19 protein-coding genes and 1 tRNA gene are annotated in these 22,143 nt (G+C 36.4%); 15 read left to right on the top strand and 5 right to left on the bottom strand.

Annotated features, from left to right (window positions below; translation table 11 throughout):
* Positions 1-277: 277 nt before the first annotated feature.
* The 4 genes from R2Q59_RS00900 to R2Q59_RS00885 all read left to right on the top strand — a co-directional run bounded on the left by R2Q59_RS00900 (position 278) and on the right by R2Q59_RS00885 (position 4,328).
* Positions 278-1,780 (top strand): XrtY-associated glycosyltransferase XYAG1, encoded by a 1,503-nt coding sequence (locus R2Q59_RS00900; protein WP_316782785.1) that lies wholly within the window; start codon positions 278-280, stop codon positions 1,778-1,780.
* Positions 1,781-2,205: 425 nt separating this feature from the next.
* Positions 2,206-3,057: a glycosyltransferase family 2 protein gene (locus R2Q59_RS00895; protein WP_316782782.1), complete on the top strand. Its 852-nt coding sequence runs from the start codon at positions 2,206-2,208 to the stop codon at positions 3,055-3,057.
* Positions 3,058-3,084: 27 nt separating this feature from the next.
* The gene (gene xrtY / locus R2Q59_RS00890) at positions 3,085-3,669 is read left to right on the top strand and encodes an exosortase Y (protein ID WP_316782779.1); all 585 of its coding nucleotides are present in this window, start codon (positions 3,085-3,087) and stop codon (positions 3,667-3,669) included.
* Between the two features lie 104 nt (positions 3,670-3,773).
* Positions 3,774-4,328: a WcaF family extracellular polysaccharide biosynthesis acetyltransferase gene (locus R2Q59_RS00885; protein WP_316782776.1), complete on the top strand. Its 555-nt coding sequence runs from the start codon at positions 3,774-3,776 to the stop codon at positions 4,326-4,328.
* A gap of 212 nt (positions 4,329-4,540) precedes the next feature.
* Here the strand turns inward: R2Q59_RS00885 and obgE are convergent, their stop codons facing one another.
* The 5 genes from obgE to R2Q59_RS00860 form a co-directional block, all read right to left on the bottom strand.
* Complete coding sequence (obgE, locus tag R2Q59_RS00880; protein ID WP_316782773.1) at positions 4,541-5,542, bottom strand: GTPase ObgE; 1,002 nt, start codon at positions 5,540-5,542, stop codon at positions 4,541-4,543.
* A gap of 174 nt (positions 5,543-5,716) precedes the next feature.
* Entirely contained in the window at positions 5,717-6,286 is a 570-nt protein-coding gene (locus R2Q59_RS00875; RefSeq protein WP_316782771.1) for an adenylate kinase, read from the bottom strand.
* Between the two features lie 308 nt (positions 6,287-6,594).
* A tRNA-Arg gene (locus tag R2Q59_RS00870) sits at positions 6,595-6,671 on the bottom strand.
* A gap of 521 nt (positions 6,672-7,192) precedes the next feature.
* Positions 7,193-7,657 (bottom strand): redoxin domain-containing protein, encoded by a 465-nt coding sequence (locus R2Q59_RS00865; RefSeq protein WP_316773142.1) that lies wholly within the window; start codon positions 7,655-7,657, stop codon positions 7,193-7,195.
* Positions 7,658-7,746: 89 nt separating this feature from the next.
* Positions 7,747-8,652: an SDR family oxidoreductase gene (locus tag R2Q59_RS00860; RefSeq protein WP_316782768.1), complete on the bottom strand. Its 906-nt coding sequence runs from the start codon at positions 8,650-8,652 to the stop codon at positions 7,747-7,749.
* Positions 8,653-8,741: 89 nt separating this feature from the next.
* Between R2Q59_RS00860 and R2Q59_RS00855 the strand changes: the two genes are divergently transcribed.
* The 11 genes from R2Q59_RS00855 (at position 8,742) to R2Q59_RS00805 (ending at position 22,122) form a co-directional block, all read left to right on the top strand.
* Positions 8,742-9,335: a hypothetical protein gene (locus tag R2Q59_RS00855; protein WP_316782765.1), complete on the top strand. Its 594-nt coding sequence runs from the start codon at positions 8,742-8,744 to the stop codon at positions 9,333-9,335.
* Positions 9,336-9,539: 204 nt separating this feature from the next.
* A complete protein-coding gene (gene atpD, locus R2Q59_RS00850) occupies positions 9,540-11,042 on the top strand; it encodes a F0F1 ATP synthase subunit beta (RefSeq protein WP_316785463.1) in 1,503 nt (500 codons plus the stop codon).
* A 71-nt stretch (positions 11,043-11,113) separates the two neighbouring features.
* Entirely contained in the window at positions 11,114-11,359 is a 246-nt protein-coding gene (atpC, locus tag R2Q59_RS00845; RefSeq protein WP_131553212.1) for an ATP synthase F1 subunit epsilon, read from the top strand.
* A 999-nt stretch (positions 11,360-12,358) separates the two neighbouring features.
* On the top strand, positions 12,359-13,249 hold the full coding sequence (locus tag R2Q59_RS00840; protein WP_316773133.1) for a branched-chain amino acid transaminase: 891 nt from the start codon (positions 12,359-12,361) through the stop codon (positions 13,247-13,249).
* Positions 13,250-13,332: 83 nt separating this feature from the next.
* Positions 13,333-15,015, top strand: a complete 1,683-nt coding sequence (gene ilvD, locus R2Q59_RS00835) for a dihydroxy-acid dehydratase (RefSeq protein ID WP_316782762.1) — start codon at positions 13,333-13,335, stop codon at positions 15,013-15,015.
* Between the two features lie 75 nt (positions 15,016-15,090).
* Positions 15,091-15,660, top strand: a complete 570-nt coding sequence (locus R2Q59_RS00830; RefSeq protein ID WP_316782759.1) for an ORF6N domain-containing protein — start codon at positions 15,091-15,093, stop codon at positions 15,658-15,660.
* Between the two features lie 22 nt (positions 15,661-15,682).
* Positions 15,683-17,431 (top strand): biosynthetic-type acetolactate synthase large subunit, encoded by a 1,749-nt coding sequence (gene ilvB / locus R2Q59_RS00825; RefSeq protein WP_316782757.1) that lies wholly within the window; start codon positions 15,683-15,685, stop codon positions 17,429-17,431.
* Between the two features lie 49 nt (positions 17,432-17,480).
* The gene (gene ilvN, locus R2Q59_RS00820) at positions 17,481-18,083 is read left to right on the top strand and encodes an acetolactate synthase small subunit (RefSeq protein WP_316773125.1); all 603 of its coding nucleotides are present in this window, start codon (positions 17,481-17,483) and stop codon (positions 18,081-18,083) included.
* Positions 18,084-18,334: 251 nt separating this feature from the next.
* Positions 18,335-19,816 carry a ketol-acid reductoisomerase gene (gene ilvC, locus R2Q59_RS00815; protein ID WP_316782754.1) on the top strand — a complete coding sequence of 494 codons (1,482 nt, stop codon included), beginning with the start codon at positions 18,335-18,337 and terminating at the stop codon, positions 19,814-19,816.
* A 57-nt stretch (positions 19,817-19,873) separates the two neighbouring features.
* Positions 19,874-20,635 carry a methyltransferase domain-containing protein gene (locus R2Q59_RS00810; protein WP_316782752.1) on the top strand — a complete coding sequence of 254 codons (762 nt, stop codon included), beginning with the start codon at positions 19,874-19,876 and terminating at the stop codon, positions 20,633-20,635.
* A gap of 11 nt (positions 20,636-20,646) precedes the next feature.
* Positions 20,647-22,122 (top strand): ATP-binding cassette domain-containing protein, encoded by a 1,476-nt coding sequence (locus R2Q59_RS00805; RefSeq protein ID WP_316782749.1) that lies wholly within the window; start codon positions 20,647-20,649, stop codon positions 22,120-22,122.
* Positions 22,123-22,143: the final 21 nt, after the last annotated feature.

The raw sequence follows: 22,143 nt of genomic DNA, 5'->3' as shown, positions 1-22,143 counted from the left end.
GGGGAGATGGTGAGTTGGGAAGGCGGTGAGTTGGGAAGATGGTTAGTTGGGAAGTTGGTGAGATGGTTAGAGGTTAGGGTTTAGAGGTTAGTTGGGAAGATGATTAGTTGGGAAGGCGGTGAGTTGGGAAGATGGTTAGTTGGGAAGTTGTTAAGGATGAGACAGCAAAGAACAAAGAGACAGAAGAAAGAAAGATACTTATGGGCCTGCAAACGCATTAAGATGCCCTCCCGATAGCTATCGGGACGAGCTAAGAATTTCGCACATAAAAAACAAATTGAGAATTATACACATTACTGCGGCATATAAACCTGCCTATATATACGGTGGGCCAACCATGTCTGTGGCGAAGTTGTGTGAAGCGCTTGGGGGGTTAGGGGGTAGCAGTTTAGAGGTTAGAGAGGTTGGCGATGAGCCCTTCGACTCCCTGCCTACCGGACAGGCAGGCGCTGAGGGTGACAGTTTAACTGTTGAAGTTTTTACCACCACTGCAAATGGCAAAACGGAGTTAGCTGTTGTTCCTGGGGTTAGTCAGTTGGTGGATGGCGTTGGGGTTACTTATTTTAAAAGGTTAACTAAGGATCATACTCATTTTTCTCCGGGGTTGTTGTGGGGATTGAGGAGAGAGATTCTTCGGCAACAACTTTCGTCTATCGTCCATCGTCCATCGTCTATCGACAAGTTAAAGACACCCAGTGAGCAATCAAAACCACCCCGTCAGCGAAAAGCTGCCACCCCTCCAGAGGAGGGGAATTTAATTGTACATATCCACGCTTGGTGGAATTTAGTTTCGATATTGAGTTGTTGGATAGCGAAATGGTATAATGTGCCAGTTGTTTTATCACCAAGAGGTATGCTTACTGAATATACCTTAGGCAATAGAAATGTTGGGTTTAAATCAATTATCCATTGGCTAATAGGTAAAAGATTATTAAGGTATTGCCATATCCACGCTACGAGTGAAAAGGAAAAAGAAGATATTTTAAAATTTATTAGGCCTAAGAGTATTACTGTAATTGCGAATTTGGTGGAGTTAGAATCAAGTAGCGAGTATCAAGTATCAAGTAGTGAGTATCAAGAGGCAAGTAGCGAGTATCAAGAAGCAAGTAGTGAGTATCAAGAGGCTAGTAGCGAGTATCAAGAGGAGAAAAAGCAAACAACTCAACAACTATCCAACTCAACAACTCAAGCAACTTTCAAGCTTATCTTTCTATCTCGTATTGAGGAAAAAAAAGGCTTAGAATTATTATTCGATGCTTTAGCAAAGTTTGATGCGGATTGGACTTTGACGATTGCGGGAAGTGGAGCACCGGCGTATATAGAAGGGTTAGTGGTTAGGGTTGAGAGGTTAGGGATTAGTGATCGAATCAATTGGATTGGGCAGGTTAAAAATGAGAACAAATTTAAGCTTTTGGCTGAACATGATTTAATGGTGCTAACTTCATATAATGAGAATTTTGCCAACGTGGTGATTGAAAGTTTAAGTGTAGGCACAGCAGTTTTGTTATCGAATGAAGTAGGTTTAGCAGATTATGTAATAGAAAAAGATTTAGGTTGGATTACTACTTTAGCAGCCGAAAGCATTAAAGAAAACTTGACTAAAGCTTATTTAGCTTTAGATGTTAGAAAAAAAATAAGGATGGAAGCGCCACAATTCATTAAAGAAGATTTTAATGATGGGGCTTTAGTGAAAAAGTATGTTAATCTTTATGATGACGTTATCTTAGCGTTTTGTAATCGTAACGATACCAGAGAGTATGCGACTTATGTTTCCGAATAACGCAAACTCTAGATTAAACGAAAACAACATCCCCCACACAGCCTTGCCTCGGCTCTTGACAGCCGAAGAGTCAAGTCCTTTTGTGGAAACAAAAGGACCAAAAATTTAAGGCTGCACCAAATTCCCTAAAAATCAAAGCTTTGGACCGGAAATAAAAGAACTCGCTTCGCTCAAACAGCTTTTATTTCTTTCGGTCTGCGACATTGATTTTTTACGAGAATTTGCTGAGGCCTTAGCTGGATGCATAATCCCTCAGCGGTATAAAAAGGTGTCGCTTTAATCTTACTCATTGTTATAATATATTTGTCTTCGCTAGCGATCCACCTATTTAGTTGAATGATGAAAAAAATAAATAGCTAATATTACTTTATAAATGAGAATCCTTAGACAAGATCAGAGGCTTAACTCAGGATGACAATTATGCAATGATAGATTTTAGTTTCATTATTTTAACTTATAACGAGGAGGTTCATTTACCTAGATTGTTAAATTCAATTGCTGGTTTAAATGCGCCTGTTTACATTTTAGATTCGGGTAGTGCTGATGGCACTTTAGCTATTGCTGAAAAGTTTAAGGCTGAGGTTAAGGTTAATCCTTTTATCAATCACCCTAAACAATGGGATTTTGCGTTAAAGAACTTTGATATCCAAACACCTTGGATTATTGGTCTGGATGCAGATCAGACTGTAACACCTGAGCTTTTTTTGCAATTACAAAATTTTAGGAATGCTGATTATCAAAACGTAAATGGCATTTACTTTAATCGAAAAAATTTCTTTAAGGGTAAGTGGATTAAATATGGAGGATTTTATCCCAAGTACTTATTGAAGATGTTTAGGACAGAGATAGGCTACTCTGATTTAAATGAAAACATGGATCATCGCTTTATTGTAACGGGTGAAACCATTATTTGGAAAAATGGTCATATCCTAGAAGAAAACTTAAAGGAAAATAATATCAGCTTTTGGATTGAGAAACACAATCGATATAGCGACTTAATTGCCCAGGAAGAAATAGAAAGGTTAAATAATTTACGTCAACAAAGCAACAAAGCCAATTTTTGGGGGAACCCTGATGAACGCAATGCTTGGTTAAAGCGTTTATGGTGGAAACTTCCATTGGGATTGAGACCTTTTCTTTATTTCAGCTATAGACTAATATTTAAATTGGGTATTTTAGACGGCTCTACAGGGATTTTATTCCATTTTTTACAAGGGTTTTGGTTTAGGTTAATTGTAGATGTAAAAATTAAAGAAATTTTAAAATCAAAGCAGTAGTTTTATCAGCATTAACTAACTCTCCAAATGGATCAAACTGAAGAAAATAAAAAAAAGGCAAATAAGGCAGCAATTCTTTTTGTTGTTAAACTCTTATTCTTTTACTTCTTATTTAGTCAAGGTAATATTTTTATGAATAGTGTGGTAAGTGAAGGTGGAAGGTTTTACAATGCATTTATTGCTAACAACCTAGATTACATACAAGGATTAAAAACTGCATTGATAGTTCCTGCCGTTTGGATCATTAAATTATTTGGTTTTTATGCCATACACAATGAAATGGATGTAATGGTGGTGGATGGCCCTTTCTTGAGGGTCAATTACGATTGTCTAGGTATTGGCGTGATGTCTTTTTTGGTGGCTTTTGTCATCGCTTTTCCAGCGAAATTGAGGGCTAAATATAAGTTATTGATCACGGGCATACTGATGATTTACATCCTTAACGTATTACGTATCGCTGGTTTGGGTGTGCTCTTGGGCTTCTTTAAATCTCAACGCAATAACTTCACTTACCACCATGAGGTATTTAATATCATTGTTTACATCTGTATTTTTATCATGCTTTATGTGTGGATAAAGAGGAATACTGGCGAGAAAGCGGTTAGAGGTTAGGGGTTAGTCGTTAAGATGTGGAGTTGGTTAGTTGGAGAGTTGGAGAGTTGGAGAGTTGGTTAGTTGGTTAGTTGGTAAGATGTATAGAAATTTGATAAATAAAATTGAATAAGGAAACTCAACTTCAAAAGGATTTCGATAAAAAAGGATTTAAAAGTGGTGCATCTACTTTTAAGATGATATGTTGGTATTTTACCAGCATCATTTTTTTTCGTTCTGGGTTAATTCCTTTTAGTTCGGTTTTGGTTTTCATCTTAAAACTATACGGTGCCAAAATTGGCAAGGGCGTTAGGATAAAACCTTTTATTTATATTTATTACCCTTGGAGATTGACCATAGGTGCGCACTCATGGATAGCGGAATGTAGGATTGAGAACCTAGATGATGTTATTATTGGAGAAAATGTTTGTATTTCTCAGCAAGCCATGTTGCTGACCGGTAACCATGATTATAAAAAGGTAAGTTTTGATTTGATTACTAAAGCTATCACCATACAAAACGGCGCATGGATTGGTGCTAAAGCTATTGTTTGTCCAGGAGTAACGGTTGCCTCCCATGCAGTATTAACAGTTGGTTCTGTAGCAACAAAGGATCTAGAAGCTTATGGTATTTATCAGGGGAATCCGGCGGTGAGGGTGAAGGATAGGGTTGTTGGTTAGTTGGGGAGAGTTGGTTGATGGGGTTAGTTGGTTAGGGTTTCGGAGTTACCAGTAGTCGTCCGATGAAACTTGCAGGATGGCGATATTCATCGGATGACAAGTTCTATTGCGTTAGGGTGTACTCCATATAGCTATTAATTACGCTAAAAGCTGAGCACAAATACTGTATATCGCATTACGATGCCCAGTCAAGCTGAGCATGACGATCTCTATTATATTTCATCGTTTATAGCCTTCCACAACATATCCTTCAACTCTGTTATCCCTTGTTGGGCTACTGAAGAAATAAATATAAATGGAACTTTAGGCAAGTCGGCCTTCATTTCTTCTTTCAATTCCTCATCTAACATATCAGACTTCGTAATCGCTAATAAATGAGGCTTCTGCATTAATTCTGGATTGAATTCTTGCAATTCATTTTTTAAGATTTCGTATTCTTCTTTTATCGATCTGCTTGTGTCTGCAGGCACCATGAAAAGTAGAACTGAGTTACGTTCAATGTGACGTAAAAATCTAAAACCTAACCCCTTTCCTTTTGAAGCTCCCTCTATAATTCCTGGAATATCCGCCATTACAAAAGATTTTCCGTTACGGTAAGAAACGATACCCAAGTTCGGAACTAAGGTTGTAAATGGATAATCGGCAATTTCTGGTTTGGCAGCAGATAAAACAGATAACAAAGTTGATTTACCTGCATTCGGGAAACCTACCAGGCCTACATCTGCCAATACTTTTAACTCTAAAACCATCCACTCTTCTTTACCCTGTTCGCCTGGTTGTGCAAAACGAGGGGTTTGTAAAGTTGGGGTCTTAAAATGCCAGTTTCCTAGTCCACCCCTACCGCCTGGCGTTAAGATTTTAGTTTCTCCATCTTCAGTGATTTCGAAAATGATATCTCCTGTTTCGGCATCTCGGGCAATGGTACCCAATGGAACTTCTAAAATTTCGTCTTTACCAGTTTTTCCAGTTTTCTGACTGCTGCCGCCACTTAAACCATCTTCAGCAATAATGTGCTTACGGTATTTTAAGTGAAGCAAAGTCCAGAATTGAGAATTTCCCTTCAATATAATATGTCCACCTCTACCACCATCGCCACCATCTGGTCCGCCAGTAGAAGTTAATTTGTCGCGGTGTAAATGCGCAGAACCTGCGCCACCTTTACCTGAACGGCAACATATTTTTACGTAATCTACAAAATTTGATCCCTGTGACATTTTGAAAGTTGAAATGTTTTTAACTGGTTAATTGTTTAACTGTTTAAAACGGTTAATTGTTTTTTTGTACAGGTGTAGGTAAATTCAACTAAATAGAGTGGTTCTTCGTTGAATTGGTAAGTTGTCTAGATGTTTAGTCGTTAAGTCGACTCAACAACTAAACAACTCAACTCATTAGTATTTATCTATAACAGCACATAGGTTACCGAAGATTTCTTCGATATTACCGATACCGTTTATTTTTGTTAATTTCTTTTGCTCATCGTAATAAGGCAATACCAAAATTATTTTATTGAAATACTCATCAATTCTTTTTTGAGATTTCTCTGCTTGGTCATCTAGCCTGCCTGTTTCTTTTTGGCGTAGTGCTACACGTTTAACCAACTCATCCTTATCAACATCTAAAGCAATTACACCTGCAATATTGCTTCCTTTACCTTCTAAAAACTTATCTAGTTCTATTGCTTGTGGAATTGTTCTCGGAAAACCATCAAATACAAACCCTTTTGCATCAGGATTTTTATCAATTTCTTCCTCTAACATGTCAATCGTAATCTTATCAGGAACCAACTCTCCTTCAGCGATAAGTTTGCTTACTTTTTTTCCTAAAGCAGTCTGGTTTTTAATGTGTGCTCTAAAAAGATCTCCTGTAGAAATGTGTACCAACTGATATTTACTAATCAGTTTTTCAGATTGGGTGCCTTTGCCTGCACCTGGAGGGCCAAAGAGAACTAAATTCAGCATTTGTCTTTTTTTATGGTTTAATCGTCTTCAATTATTGAAAACATTTAGTTGATAATAAAAAGCAGCAATTTATTGTGTAAAAGTCTAGTGCTTTAAAAGTTGCAAATATATAATTATTTAGCTTAATGGGCTAATTTTTGTTAAACTGCTATTGTTTTTTAGGCTCTATAGCAGATAATGCAGATTTTAACCTCAGAAAAGGCACTGAGTTTAATTTTTCTTAGAAACTTACTAGCATTTCCCAAAGGAAGACAAAACCGATAGAAATTAAAAACATAAAAAAACCAGACTTAAAACTAAGTCTGGCTTGGTGCACTTGTAGGGATTCGAACCCCAAACCTTCTCATCCGTAGTGAGATGCTCTATCCAATTGAGCTACAAATGCAAACTATCTAAAACAAATTAGATCCGTTTCGTTAACGGACTGCAAAAGTAACGTTTCAAAATTAATTCCGCAATTTTTTATTGTAATTATTTATAAAAGATAAATTAATAGTGCCTATCTATTTGAAAAGCAATAACAATGCTCCTATCAATGTTAGTACTGCCAAACACTTTACTTCTCCCGATAAATCGGGATTCGTGTTCGCTAATGTCGCCTGCCAGCAGGCAGGGGTTTAGAATGCAAGTTTTGTGCAAAAGCCAATGCTTTTAAACCAGATTACAGTGATTGCCGATTCCAATGGCAATTTTAGTAAAATAGGCACAATGGCTGTCAGTCTGAGCGTAGTCGAAGACCTTTTCACGGTTAAAACAAAAATAATCTGTCCTTCGACTACGCTCAGGATGACAAATTATTTTTGTTTTCTTATTAGCCTATGACATCGCTCAAGGTAGTGCCTTTAGCACGGGACTTATTGATAATCATAGCTTTGATTTCGCCTTCAAAATATTGCAGCAAAATCTTTACCCTGCAACAACCGCTTTGATTTTCTCAAAATCTGGCAAATCTCCAGCATTTTCTAAAACCTCTGCATAGGTAATTACACCTTCCTCATCAATAACAAAAGCCGCTCTTTTTGATACTCCTTTTAATCCGAATACAAATTCTTCGTAAATTGATTGGTAACTAACGGAAGCTTCTTTGTTAAAATCTGATAATAACGGAAATTGATAAGCTTGATCTTCTTTAAATTTTGCCAAGGTGAATGGAGAATCAACTGAAATACCAACCACTGCCGCATTCATACCTTCGTAATAGCCAAAGCTATCTCTCATGGTACATAGTTGAGTGGTACAAGTTCCTGTAAATGCCATCGGAAAAAAGTGAACCACTAATTTCTTGCCTTTGTAATCTGCTAATGAAACTTCCTTTAGTTCTGAACTGAATAATTTAAAATCTGGGGCTTTATCGCCTATTTGTAGTGACATATTTTTTGGGTTAATTGTTGAAATACCATATGTTCATTGGTTCAATTGTTCATTAGTAAACTTTGCCGAATGAACTAATGGCTAATGAACTAATTATTTTTCATTTGTCTATCCATCATCTCTAATCCTTCTTCAAAGCTATGTGGATGATAATTTAATTCGGTCATTGCTTTGTCTAAAATAAAACCAGTTTTTAAAGGGCGCTTTGCGTCTTGATTTAAAGTGGCCGCACTCACCTCTTTGATTAAGCTTTTATCTAGTTTGTAAAAATCTGCCACTTTATAAACCAGCTCAACAACACTCATCATATCCTTGCCTGAAACATGGAATATACCTTGCGCTTCCTTTCCAACTGCTAATAAACAAGCATCTGCTAAATCTTCGGCTAAAGTTGGCATTCGGTATTGGTCGTTAACTATATTTAATGGATTTCCTTTTTCTAATGCGCCTTTTGCCCAAAGCACAATATTACTTCTGCTCATGTCACTTACTATTCCGTACACCAATATTGTTCTTAAGATTGCCCATTTAGCATTAGATTTTTTTACTAATTCTTCTGCTTGTAATTTAGTTTCCCCATAATAACTTACCGGATTAGGTTTTGCCTCTTCGCTGTAAGGACCAGCAGCACCATCAAAAACAAAATCTGTAGATAAATGAATAAACTGGATGTTAAATTCTTCGCAAAGTGATACTAAAGTTTGTGTAGCCACTACATTCAGTTGGTAAGCCGCTTCTCGTTGTATATGGCAAGTGTCTACATTAGTCATAGCCGCAGTATGAATAATGACATCAGGTTGATATTGCTCGATTACTGCTCTTACTTGGTCTGGATTTAAGATATCCATCTCTGCATAAATATAACCATCCTTAAAAGGAAAACGGTCTGCTCCTTTCGAAGTGGCAATCAGATTTGCACTTTTCTCTGCTCTAATTTTCTCAGTTATTTTCTGACCTAAAAGCCCATTAGAGCCTGTAACTAATATGGTTTTCATTTTTTATATTCTCTCAGGTTGTAAATGAATTATATATATTTGTGGCAATCCTCCTTATTGTTAAACCTCAAAATTATTTAACAATACTTATGAAAACAAACCTACAGAAAAACCAATTTCATTTAAGCATAAAACGAATATTAGCTAGTTTAAGCTTTATCATATTTTGCATTAATTTATCGGTCGCCCAAGAAATTAAAAAAAATTCCATTTACGTAGAACTTGGAGGTAACACCGTACTTTATTCAGTAAATTACGATAGAATTATACCTCTTTCAACTCGATTTAAACTAGCACCCAGAGTCGGTTTTGAATATATACCAAGAAGTTTAAAGAATTTCCCTACCTACGGCAACTGGTCTTTCCCGTTAGAGTTAAATGTTTTATATGGCAAAAACAAAGAAAGCAAAAGTTTTTTAGAAGCCGGCTTTGGTTTATCCATGTTTAATATCGTTTCAAAATATAAGCAAAAAGACAATGGAGAACTTATAGACACAGAAGTAAAAGCAGCCAAAATAACCATGCTTAGATTTGGCTTTCGTCATCAAAAACCAACTGGTGGTTTCATGTACCGTGCAGGGTTATTGGTTAGATTATCTCAAGATGAGTTTTCTAAACAACGTGTTGGAGATGACCTGTTTTTTGTAATATGGCCAGGAGCTAGTTTAGGCTATAGCTTTTAATATTATAACCAAATGTAAGAGCGGCATAAAATGATGGATTTTATGCCGCTCTTATCGTTAAAAAGACGTATCAATTAAACTGTGGAAAAACTTTTAATTTATATATAAAATTTTACCGAAAAACTCTTAGCTTTGCAGACCGAAATAGAAGGGTGTAAAAACACTTATAACATTTCAACTTTACAACATTTCAACAAAATAGATATGCCTAACATTGGAAAAATAGCGCAGATTATAGGACCGGTAGTTGACGTAAGTTTTGCTAACGATGCCCATTTACCTAAAATTTTCTCTGCATTAGAGATTACTAAAGAAAACGGACAGAAGATCGTTTTAGAAGTTCAACAACACCTTGGTGAAGACCGTGTACGTGCCATTTCAATGGACTCTACAGATGGTTTGGTACGTGGTATGGATGCAGTAGATACTGGCGCACCTATCAAAATGCCTGTTGGAGATCAAATTAAAGGTCGTTTATTTAACGTAGTTGGTGATGCTATTGATGGTATTACTGCTGTTGATAAAACTGGTGGTCGCCCAATTCACAATGCTCCTCCTAAATTTGAAGATCTATCTACTGAAACTGAAGTACTTTTTACAGGTATTAAAGTAATCGATTTATTAGAGCCTTATGCAAAAGGTGGTAAAATTGGTTTGTTCGGTGGTGCTGGTGTTGGTAAAACTGTTTTGATCATGGAGTTGGTAAACAACATCGCAAAGGCTTATGCTGGTTTATCAGTATTTGCTGGTGTGGGTGAGCGTACTCGTGAGGGTAACGATTTACTACGTGAGTTTATCGAATCTGGTGTAATTAACTATGGTGATGAATTCTTACACTCAATGGAAAAAGGTGGATGGGATTTGAACGCAGTAGACACTGAAAAATTAAAAGAATCAAAAGCAACATTGGTATTCGGTCAAATGAACGAGCCTCCTGGTGCACGTGCTCGTGTAGCGTTATCAGGATTAACAGTTGCAGAATATTTCCGTGATGGTGATGGCGAAGGCGCTGGAAAAGATATCCTTTTCTTCGTTGACAACATCTTCCGTTTCACTCAAGCAGGTTCTGAGGTTTCGGCGCTATTAGGTCGTATGCCATCTGCGGTAGGTTACCAACCAACATTGGCAACTGAGATGGGTTTAATGCAAGAGCGTATTACTTCAACTAAACGTGGTTCAATTACATCTGTACAAGCGGTTTACGTACCTGCGGATGATTTAACTGACCCTGCACCGGCTACAACGTTTGCCCACTTAGATGCAACTACTGTACTTTCACGTAAGATTGCTGAGTTAGGTATTTATCCAGCGGTAGACCCATTAGATTCTACTTCTCGTATCCTTTCTCCTGCTGTTTTAGGCGATGAGCATTACAATACAGCTCAACGTGTGAAAGAAACTCTACAACGTTATAAAGAATTACAAGATATCATCGCGATTTTAGGTATGGACGAATTATCTGAGGAAGATAAATTGACAGTATCTAGAGCTCGTCGTGTTCAACGTTTCTTATCTCAACCTTTCCACGTAGCTGAGCAATTTACAGGCTTAAAAGGCGTATTGGTTGACATTAAAGATACCATCAAAGGATTTAACATGATCATGGATGGTGAAGTTGACGAATATCCTGAAGCTGCATTTAACTTAGTAGGTAGCATCGAAGAAGCTATCGAAAAAGGTAAAAAATTATTAGCAGAATCTAATTAGAATTGAGATAAGCGTATTGCGTAGTGAGAAATAATCTCTATACGCAATACTCAATACGCTATACTAAAATTATGACTTTAGAAATATTAACTCCAGATAAAAAAGTTTTCGAAGGCGATGTAACTGCGGTTACCGTTCCAGGAACTTTAGGTTCTTTTCAGATTTTGAAAGACCACGCTCCTATTATCTCTACTTTAGAAGATGGTCCGGTAATTATTAAAGGAAGCACAGGCGAAGAAATCTTTAACATTAAAGGTGGCGTTGTTGAAGTTCTGGATAATAAAATAATCGTATTAGCAGAAGCAGTAGTAGCTTAAGCTTTTATAAAACATCTCAAAGCCTTCTCGAAATATCGGGAAGGCTTTTTTGTTACTTAACTTCCTCGTCATTGCTAGGAGAGCAGCGACATGGCAATCTCACTTACAATATTATTAAACCATATAAGAAATATAAGTTCATTTAAGATTAGACCCAGACAAACATCATTCTCTTATATTTCTTAAAATACCTTATATGGTAAAGAGTTTTCAATTGAAAAGAATAACCAATATTCTTCCAACATTAAGGAATTAAGGTAATGAAGCCTTAATGTTTTTTAATTTCTTAATGTTTATTATTTTGAAAAGCAAATCCAGCATTTCATTTGAAAGTTGGTCCTGCTTTCGCCTTTAGCCCTCATAAAAATTCGGGGCTGCCGGCTTAATCAGGTTTAGTTTACGCAGGTCTTTGCAACTATGAGGGGTTTCCTTGCACAGTCTTTACCAAACTAGCCCTGACAGTAACGAACACAAAGCGAAAGACTAAAAGCAGAAAGCAGGACTAACAATAATCTTTGCAGAAATTTGCGCTTCAAAAAGAGAAAAAATTGAGCAGTTTTTTTAACCTCTTCTCTATTTTACGCCGAAAATAGTCAATTTATAATGCAAGCATAATAAACAGACCGAATACCGATTTCATATTTAGTCTACACCTTACCAATGTCTTGCCTGCTTATTCATATAATATCAGTACTATGTTCTGATTTATAGAAAAATTCGGAATTAAATTTTTTTTAATTTATTTTACAATAAGCCTTGCTAGTTTATGAACTAAAAACTAAATTGGTTTTTATAAAACAATGACAATGTACAACCCAAGAATTTTAACTTTAAGTATCACAAATAGAGCAGACTACGAGTCTACTTTATATGTCATTCTTATTATTATTATTCTGCTACTAAGTAAGCAGCCAGGGACGTTATAGCATGATTATTTAATACTCACAATATACCTAAAGCGTCCCAATCAAAAGGGACGCTTTTTTTAAATAAGGAAAAATGGAATATTACAACTCCAAAACGGTGATTTACTTGGACGGTAAGTTTGTTAAGGCACAAGATGCTAAAACAGATTTATACGGACAATCGTTACATTATGGTTACGCAGCATTTGAAGGCATTAGAGCTTACAAAACGCATAATGCAACTAGGGTTTTTAAAATCAAAGAACATTATGACAGGCTGCAACGCTCATGTGAGTTAATGCATATTCCTTTTCCTTGGGATAAAAATGAGTTAATTAAACAAACTTATAGATTGTTAGAGGTTAACAATTTTAAAGATGCTTATATCCGTCCGCTAGTTTATTGTCCACCAAGCATGTCGCTAGTTGCACCAACAGAATCATCAATAATGATTTGTGCTTGGGACTGGGCTTCTTATTTTGGGGATAAAAAATTAAAGGTTTGCATTTCTAGCTATCAAAGACCTAATCCTAAATCAACTTATGTTGAAGCAAAGGCAAGTGGACATTATGTGAATTCTATTTTGGCTACTACGGAAGCAAAAGGTAAAGGCTTTGATGAAGCTTTACTTTTAGACATGAACGAAAATGTTGCTGAAGCGCCAGGTGCAAACATCTTCTTTGAAAAAGACGGAAAGTTATATACACCAGCCTTAGGCCACATCTTAGCAGGAATTACTCGTGCAACCGTAATAGAACTTTGCAAAGTATTAGATATAGAGGTGATTGAAAAAGCAATTAGTGTAGACGAATTAAAAGCGGCAGATAGTGTTTTCTTTTGTGGTACAGCAGCAGAAATTGTAGGTGTACATACCATAGATGATGTAGTTTTCAGACAAAGATGGAATGATAGCATCGGATGCACCATCCAAAGAGCTTATAAAAACCTAGTGCTCGAGAAAGTAAATTATGAAGTAATAATATAGATGTGAGTATTGAGAAGTGAGATATGAGACAGGTTGCTTAGCAACATTACAACTTTTAAACATTACAACCTTACAACAACCAAATGAACGAAATCAACAAATACAGTAAAACATTTACACAAGACCCAACCCAACCTGCAGCTCAAGCGATGTTATACGGAATCGGATTAACCGATGCTGATATGGCGAAAGCCCAAGTTGGTATTGGAAGCATGGGTTATGACGGCAACACTTGTAACATGCACCTTAACGATTTAGCGGCAGATGTTAAAAAAGGTGTCTGGAAAAATGATTTAGTGGGTTTGGTTTTTAATACCATTGGTGTAAGTGATGGAATGAGCAATGGTACTGATGGTATGCGTTATTCATTAGTAAGCCGAGATGTAATTGCAGACAGCATTGAAACTATTTGCGGTGGTCAATATTATGATGGTATCATCACCATTCCTGGTTGCGATAAAAATATGCCGGGTGCTATTATGGCCATGTCTCGTTTAGATCGTCCATCAATTATGGTATATGGTGGCACAATTGCTCCTGGTCATTATAAAGGCGAAGAATTAAATATCGTTTCTGCTTTTGAAGCTTTAGGTCAAAAAATATGTGGTAATCTCTCTGAAGAAGATTATCAAGGAATTATTAAACATACTTGTCCAGGTGCTGGTGCTTGTGGTGGTATGTATACAGCTAATACAATGGCATCTGCAATTGAAGCTTTGGGTATGAGTTTGCCTTATTCTTCTTCGAATCCTGCAATCAGCGATGAGAAAAAACAAGAGTGTTTAGATGCTGGAAAGTACATTAAAATATTATTAGAAAAGGATATCAAACCAAGTGATATCATGACAAGAAAAGCATTTGAGAATGCGATTCGTTCTATTATCATATTGGGTGGAAGTACAAATGCAGTATTACATTTTATTGCCATGGGTAAAGCTATCGGTGTAGAAATTACACAAGATGACTTCCAAAAAATGAGCGATGTAACGCCTGTACTTGCTGATTTTAAACCAAGTGGAAAATATTTGATGCAAGATTTACATCAATATGGTGGTATTCCTGCAGTATTGAAATATTTATTAAACGAAGGTTTATTACATGGTGATTGTTTAACTGTAACTGGAAAAACTGTAGCTGAAAATTTAGCTGACGTTAAATCGATCATGGATTACGACCAAAAAATTATTCAGAAACTTGATAATCCAATTAAAGCGACTGGTCACTTACAAATTTTATACGGGAACTTAGCTGAAAAAGGTTCAGTTGCTAAAATCTCTGGTAAAGAAGGAGAGAAATTTGAAGGTCCAGCACGTGTATTTGATGGTGAGCATGATTTAATTGCAGGTATTTCTAGTGGTCGCGTTCAGCCTGGTGATGTTATCGTTATTAAGAATTCTGGTCCTGTTGGTGCTCCAGGCATGCCTGAAATGTTAAAGCCAACCTCAGCAATTATTGGTGCAGGTTTAGGGAAATCCGTTGCCTTAATTACTGACGGCCGTTTTTCTGGAGGAACACACGGCTTTGTGGTTGGTCACATTACCCCAGAATCTTATAAAGGAGGCCTAATTGGTTTGGTTGAAGATGAGGATAGAGTTTTAATCGACGCCGTAAATAACATCATCAGCTTACAAGTTAGCGAAGAAGTTATTGCAGAGCGAAGAAAAAAATATGTTCAACCTGCATTGAAAGTTACAAAAGGAGTTTTATATAAATATGCTAAAACGGTTTCAGACGCAGCCAGTGGTTGTGTAACTGATGAATACTAGCTCCTAGGCCCTTTAAAGGGGGAATATTAAATTGAAGTCATCCCGACAATAAATTAATATTTAAACGAAAACTATATGCAGATTATTAAAAGCATTGAAAGTAGAATTTACGTAATTCGGGGTGAAAGAGTAATGTTAGATTTTGATTTAGCATCACTTTATGAAGTTGAAACAAGAGTATTAAATCAAGCAGTAAAGCGTAACATACAACGTTTTCCAGAAGATTTTATGTTTCAATTAACTAAAGAAGAGTTTGAAAACAATAACCAAAACTTGTCATCACAAATTGTGACGACAAACGAGTCAAACTTGATATCACAAATTGTGACATCAAGTTATGGAGGCACCAGAAAACTGCCATACGCTTTTACTGAACAAGGTATAGCTATGTTAAGTGGGGTTTTGAAAAGTGAAAAGGCAATTAATATGAACATTGCCATTATGAGAGCTTTTGTAGTCGTTCGAAAAATTTTGCTTAAGCAAAGCAATATTAATGAACAGTTACTAGAAATTAAAGAGCGTCTTGGAGAACATGATGTTCAACTAAATGAGCTTTATGATGCAATGGACAATATGCTAGATGAAAAAATTGCTCAATTGAAGTGGAAAGACAGAGAGAGAATTGGGTTTAAAATAAAAGAATAGTACAACGAGTAAAGATATAATTATGGATACTGCACAAGAAACAATACAAAAACCAGAGGCAAAACCAGACACTAAAACGTTTGTAGAAGTTACAGGCTCTGTAGCCTTATTAGAAGGATTAATTGCAGAAGGAACTGATGTCATTTTTGGATATCCAGGTGGTGCAATTATGCCAATTTATGATGCACTTTACGATTATAAAGAAAAGCTTAACCATATTTTAGTACGTCATGAGCAAGGTGGTATTCATGCTGGTCAAGGTTATGCTCGTAGTTCGGGTAAAGTTGGTGTGGTGTTCGCAACCAGCGGCCCAGGTGCAACCAATTTAGTAACAGGTTTAGCAGATGCCCAAATAGATAGCACTCCCCTAGTTTGTATTACCGGACAAGTTTTCGCACACCTTTTAGGAACTGATGCTTTTCAAGAAACTGATGTAATTAACATTACCACTCCTGTTACCAAATGGAATTATCAAGTTACTGATGCAAAAGAAATCCCTAGTGTTTTAGCTAAAGCATTTTATATAGCACGTACTGGCAGACCAGGCCCTGTGTTAATAGACATTACCAAAAACGCCCAAATGCAATTGTTTAACTACGAAGGTTATGTTCCTTGTGACCATATTCGTAGCTATAGACCAAAACCAATCATTCGTAATGAATATATTGTAGAAGCTGCCAAATTAATTAATTCTGCCAAAAAACCATTTATCTTATTTGGTCAAGGTATTTTATTAGGCAAGGCCGAACAAGAATTTAAAGCATTTGTAGAAAAAAGTGGTATTCCGGCAGCTTGGACGATTTTGGGTGCAGGTGCAATTGCTACCGACCATGAATTAAATGTGGGTATGTTGGGTATGCATGGTAACTACGGACCAAATGTATTAACAAACGAGTGTGATGTATTAATTGCTATCGGAATGCGTTTTGATGACCGTGTAACTGGTCGTTTAGATAAATACGCCAAACAAGCAAAGTTGGTTCATTTGGATATCGACCCAGCAGAAATTGATAAAAACGTAAAATCAACCGTACCAGTTTGGGGAGATTGTAAAGACACTTTACCTCTTTTAACTGAGTTAGTTGATGAGAAAAAACATACAGATTGGTTAGCTAAATTTAGAGAATATACTAAAGCTGAAGTTGAGGCTGTTATTGAAGCTGAACTTAACCCAACTGGCGATGAATTAACCATGGGTGAAGTAATTAACCAGTTAAACATCTTAACCAAAGGTGAAGCGATAATTGTGACTGATGTTGGTCAGCACCAAATGGTGGCTTGCCGTTATGCCAAGTTTAACAATACACGTAGTAATGTTACCAGTGGTGGTTTAGGCACCATGGGCTTTGGTTTACCAGCTGCCATTGGTGCAAAATATGGCGCTCCAGATAAAACAGTTGTAGCTGTTATTGGCGATGGTGGTTTCCAAATGACCTTACAAGAATTAGGTACTATTATGCAATTTGGTGCTGATGTTAAAATCCTGATTTTAAATAACCGTTTCCTAGGAATGGTTCGCCAGTGGCAAGAATTATTTAATGAGAAACGCTACTCTTTTGTAGATATCACTAGTCCTGATTTTGTAAAACTGGCGGATTCTTATTACATCGCTGGTAAAAGAGTTTCAGAGCGTGAGAGCTTAGTAAGCTCGTTAGAAGAAATGCTTAACCATAAAGGTTCTTACTTATTAGAAGTAATGGTAACAAAAGAAAACAATGTTTTCCCGATGGTACCACAAGGATGTAGTGTAAGTGAAATTAGATTAAAATAACCCCCCCGACCCCCTAAAGGGGGAGTTTATAAAAATAAAAGTTGTTACTATGAGCACAGAAAACAATAAACAAGAATTTACAATAACCGTTTATACCGAAAATCAAATTGGCTTATTAAACAGGATTGCGATTATTTTTTCGCGTAGGAAAATAAATATAGAGAGCTTAAATGTTTCTCCTTCTGAGATTGAGCATATCCATCGTTTTAATATTGTGATACACGAAGCTGAAGACGTAGTTAGAAAACTAGGTCGCCAGATTGAAAAGCAAATTGAAGTTTTAAAAGTATACTACAATACTAATGAGGATATCATTTGGCAAGAGATGGCTCTTTACAAAGTGCCTACCGAAGAGATCGCAGAGAAAGTATTGGTAGAGCGTTTACTTCGTGAACACGGTGCTCGTGTAGTAGTAATTAGAAAAGATTATACAGTATTTGAGACCACTGGACACAGAGAAGAAACTGATAAGTTAATTGAAGTTTTGCAACCTCACGGCTTAATCGAATTTGTGCGTAGCGCCAGAGTTGCGATTATTAAAGATAGCGAAGGCTTTAATGCTAAACTGAGAGAATTTGAACGTGAAGAACCTGGTCAGGATGTGATTGAAAATGAGTATTTAGATAAGGGACAGAAGGTTTTTACGATGTAAATTCTTGAGCTGAAAGACTAAAGCAGAAAGACCAAAGTGAAAGACTGAAAGGCTAAAGCGAAATGCAAAGTTTGAAACACAGACCGCTGTTAGCTGAAAAGACTAAAGACCAAAGACTAAAGCAGAAAGACTAAAGCTAAAAGAACGAAAGACGAGTCCCTCTACAGGCTACCGATGTAAAATCGGCACACGTCAGGATGACAAACAATATTAAAACTAGAAATCAACCAAAAAATAAACAATAAAAAACAATGGCAAATTATTTTAACACACTACCTCTAAGAGAAAAATTAAACCAATTGGGCGTATGCGACTTTATGGACAGTTCTGAATTTTTGGACGGCGTAAATGCATTAAAAGGCAAAAAAATGGTAATTGTAGGTTGTGGCGCACAAGGCCTAAATCAGGGTTTAAACTTAAGAGATAGTGGTTTAGATGTTTCTTACACCTTACGTAAGGAAGCAATTGAAGGTAAAAGAGATTCGTGGAAAAATGCTACCGAGAACAACTTCAAAGTAGGCACTTACGAAGAATTAATTCCTACAGCTGATGTGGTGATTAACTTAACGCCTGATAAACAACATACTGCTGTAGTTGGTGCAATTATGCCTTTAATGAAAGAAGGTGCTACTTTGTCTTATTCTCACGGTTTTAATATTGTTGAAGAAGGAACACAAATCCGTAAAGATTTAACGGTAATTATGGTTGCACCAAAGTGCCCAGGTAGTGAAGTTAGAGCTGAATATGTAAGAGGTTTTGGTGTACCAACGCTAATTGCTGTTCACCCAGAGAATGACCCACAAGGAAAAGGATTAGCACAAGCAAAAGCTTATTGTGTTGGTACTGGTGGTCATAAAGCAGGTGTTTTAAAATCTTCTTTTGTTGCCGAAGTAAAATCTGATTTAATGGGTGAGCAAACCATTCTTTGTGGTTTATTGCAAACTGGTTCTATCTTATCTTTTGATAAAATGGTAGAAAAAGGAATTGATGCTGGTTATGCTTCTAAATTGGTTCAGTATGGTGTAGAAGTTATTACAGAAGCTTTAAAACAAGGTGGAATTACTGCTATGATGGACAGGTTAAGTAATGTTGCAAAAATTAAGGCATTCGAAATTTCTGAAGAGCTTAAAGATATCATGCGTCCGTTGTTCCAAAAACACCAAGATGATATCATGAGCGGCGAATTTAGTCGCATCATGATGGAAGATTGGGCTAATGGCGATAAAAACCTATTAGCTTGGAGAGCTGAAACTGGTGAAACTGCCTTTGAAAAAACACCTGCTGGTGATGTTAAAATCGGCGAACAAGAATATTTTGACAATTACACTTTAATGGTTGCTTTTGTAAGAGCGGGTGTTGAATTAGCATTTGAAACTATGGTTGATGCTGGTATTAAACCTGAGTCTGCTTATTACGAATCATTACATGAAACACCATTAATCGCCAATACCATTGCTCGTAAAAAATTGTTCGAAATGAACCGCGTTATTTCTGATACGGCTGAATACGGTTGTTATTTATTTGACCAAGCTTGTAAACCTTTATTAGCTGACTTCATGAAAAAAGTGGATACTGATTTAGTGGGTAAAAACTTTAATGAAGGCAAAGATGGCGCTGTTGATAACAGAGCACTAATTGAAGTTAACGAAGCTATTCGTTCTCATCAAGTAGAACAAATTGGTGCTACTTTGCGTAAAGCAATGACTGCAATGAAAGCGATAAAAACTGCCTAATAAAACACAAACCTTATAGGCTTTAAAAGCGCCTATAAGGTTTACAAAAATATAAATATGCCAGAAATAGTTTGGGATAGTAATTTATACGAGAAACAGCATCACTTTGTATCTGATTATGGTGCAGATGCCTTGCAATGGCTTGCTCCTAAACCAGGCGAAGATATTTTGGATTTAGGATGTGGGACTGGACAATTAGCTGCGCAAATTGAAGCAAGTGGTGCTGAGGTTTTTGCCATTGATGCTTCTCCAGATATGATTGCTGTAGCGAAAGCAAATTATAGTGAAATTGGTTTCGAAGTAATGGATGCTACCAAATTACCATACAACGAAATTTTTGACGCCGTTTTTAGCAATGCTACTTTCCATTGGATTGAAGACCAAGATGCATTAACAAAAGGGATTTATAACAGTTTAAGACCTAATGGTAGATTAGTTGCAGAATTTGGCGGCAAGGGAAATGTAAAAAGCATAACTGATGCCATTGCAAATGCTGCAAAAAATTTAGGATTGAGTGAAAAATTAAACAACAATTTTTGGTTTTTCCCCTCAATTTCCCAGTACGCTACTCTTTTAGAAAAACACGGCTTTGAAGTTGAGCAAGTTTGGTTATTTGATAGGCCAACAAATTTATATGGCGAAAATGGAATGTATGATTGGATTAATCAATTTGCGCCACACGCTTTTAAAAATTTAACTGCTGATGAAGCAGAAGCTATCAAGGACTTAGCTGTACAGATATTAAAACCAACACATTATAAAAACGGTCAGTGGGTAGCAGATTATAAACGTTTGAGAGTTAAAGCTTATAAAAATTAGGAACCAAATTGATGAAAAAACCCGTCGTCCATATCACCAATTTTAATTTAAAATATCAGGATAAGTCTGTTTTTACGGATTTGTGCTGGACAATTAATATTGGTGAAAACTGGTTACTTTCGGGTGAAAGCGGCAACGGAAAAACCTCATTAGTTAAAGCCATTGCTAATTTAATTCCACATTACGGCACTGTTGAGATAAACTTCAATCCAGAAAGTCAGTTAGCTGCTGTGGTTCATTATGTAGCTAATTGGTATCAATTTAAAGATTTAGAAGGACAGTCTAATTTCTATTATCAACAACGTTATAATAAACAAGTTGCTTCTACAACCAATTCGGTGGGTAGCGAATTAAGACACTTTGGACAACAACATCAACTTAACTCTGCTGCATTAAATCCAATAATGGCTGCTTTAGGCTTTGAAAACTTGTTAGCAGCTACTTTAATTGAATTATCAAGCGGAGAACATAAAAAGCTACAATTAATTAAAGCCATTTGGTTAAAACCACAATTGCTAATTTTAGACCTTCCTTATAATGGGCTTGATGTAGCTTCTCGAGCAAATTTGAATGCATTATTAGATGATTTAGTTGAGGATGGAACTCAATTAATTTTGATTTCTAATGAATCGGAAATGCCAGCAAGCATTAATCGTTTTGCAAAAATAGAAGACGGAAAATTGGTTGAAACTGCAGAAATGCAGTATTTGGTTAATACATCTGATGAAGCTCTAAAACCTTTACCCTCATTTTTTGAGGAAAAACAATGGTCTGCCTCAAAATCACATCTCATTAAAATGATTGATGTAAATGTGAGCTATGGCGATAAAAAAGTATTAAAGAACATCAATTGGGAAGTTAAGGCTGGAGAAAAATGGGCTCTACAAGGACCAAATGGCTCTGGCAAGTCTACCCTATTGAGTTTAATCTGTGCGGATCATCCTCAGGCATTTGCCAATAACTTATATTTATTTGGCAACTTACGTGGCAGTGGTGAAAGCATTTGGGAAATCAAGGAACGCATTGGATTAATTTCTCCAGAATTACATTGGTATTTCGACCCTAAAGCAACCGTTTGGGAAACCATCGTTTCTGGGTTTTACGATAGCTCTGGTTTATTCTGCGACCCTGGTTATACCAAAAAACTACAAGCCGACGAATTGATTCATTTTTTCGGTTTGGATGATTATAAAAGCACCTTAGTAAGCAAACTTCCTTTAGGAAAACAACGCCTCGCTTTATTGGGGAGAACCATTATAAAAAATCCTGAATTATTAATTCTGGATGAGCCTTGCCAAGGCTTAGACCAACAACAAACCTTTCACTTTAATAAACTGATAGATGAGTTATGTAAAAATGGAACTACATTAATTTATGTAGGCCATTTCGAATCTCAACTTCCAGCTTGTATAGAAAAAAGAATTGTATTGGAAAATGGCGAAGTACAAGTGATAGAAAATATTTTAGAAGCGGTTAGCGAAATTTAACCGCTCAGATAATTATTAACA

This window comes from Pedobacter frigiditerrae, assembly GCF_032678705.1.
GTDB lineage: Bacteria > Bacteroidota > Bacteroidia > Sphingobacteriales > Sphingobacteriaceae > Pedobacter > Pedobacter frigiditerrae_A.
The sequence above is the reverse complement of the archived record's forward strand: the minus strand, read 5'-3'. Positions and strand labels throughout refer to the sequence as shown.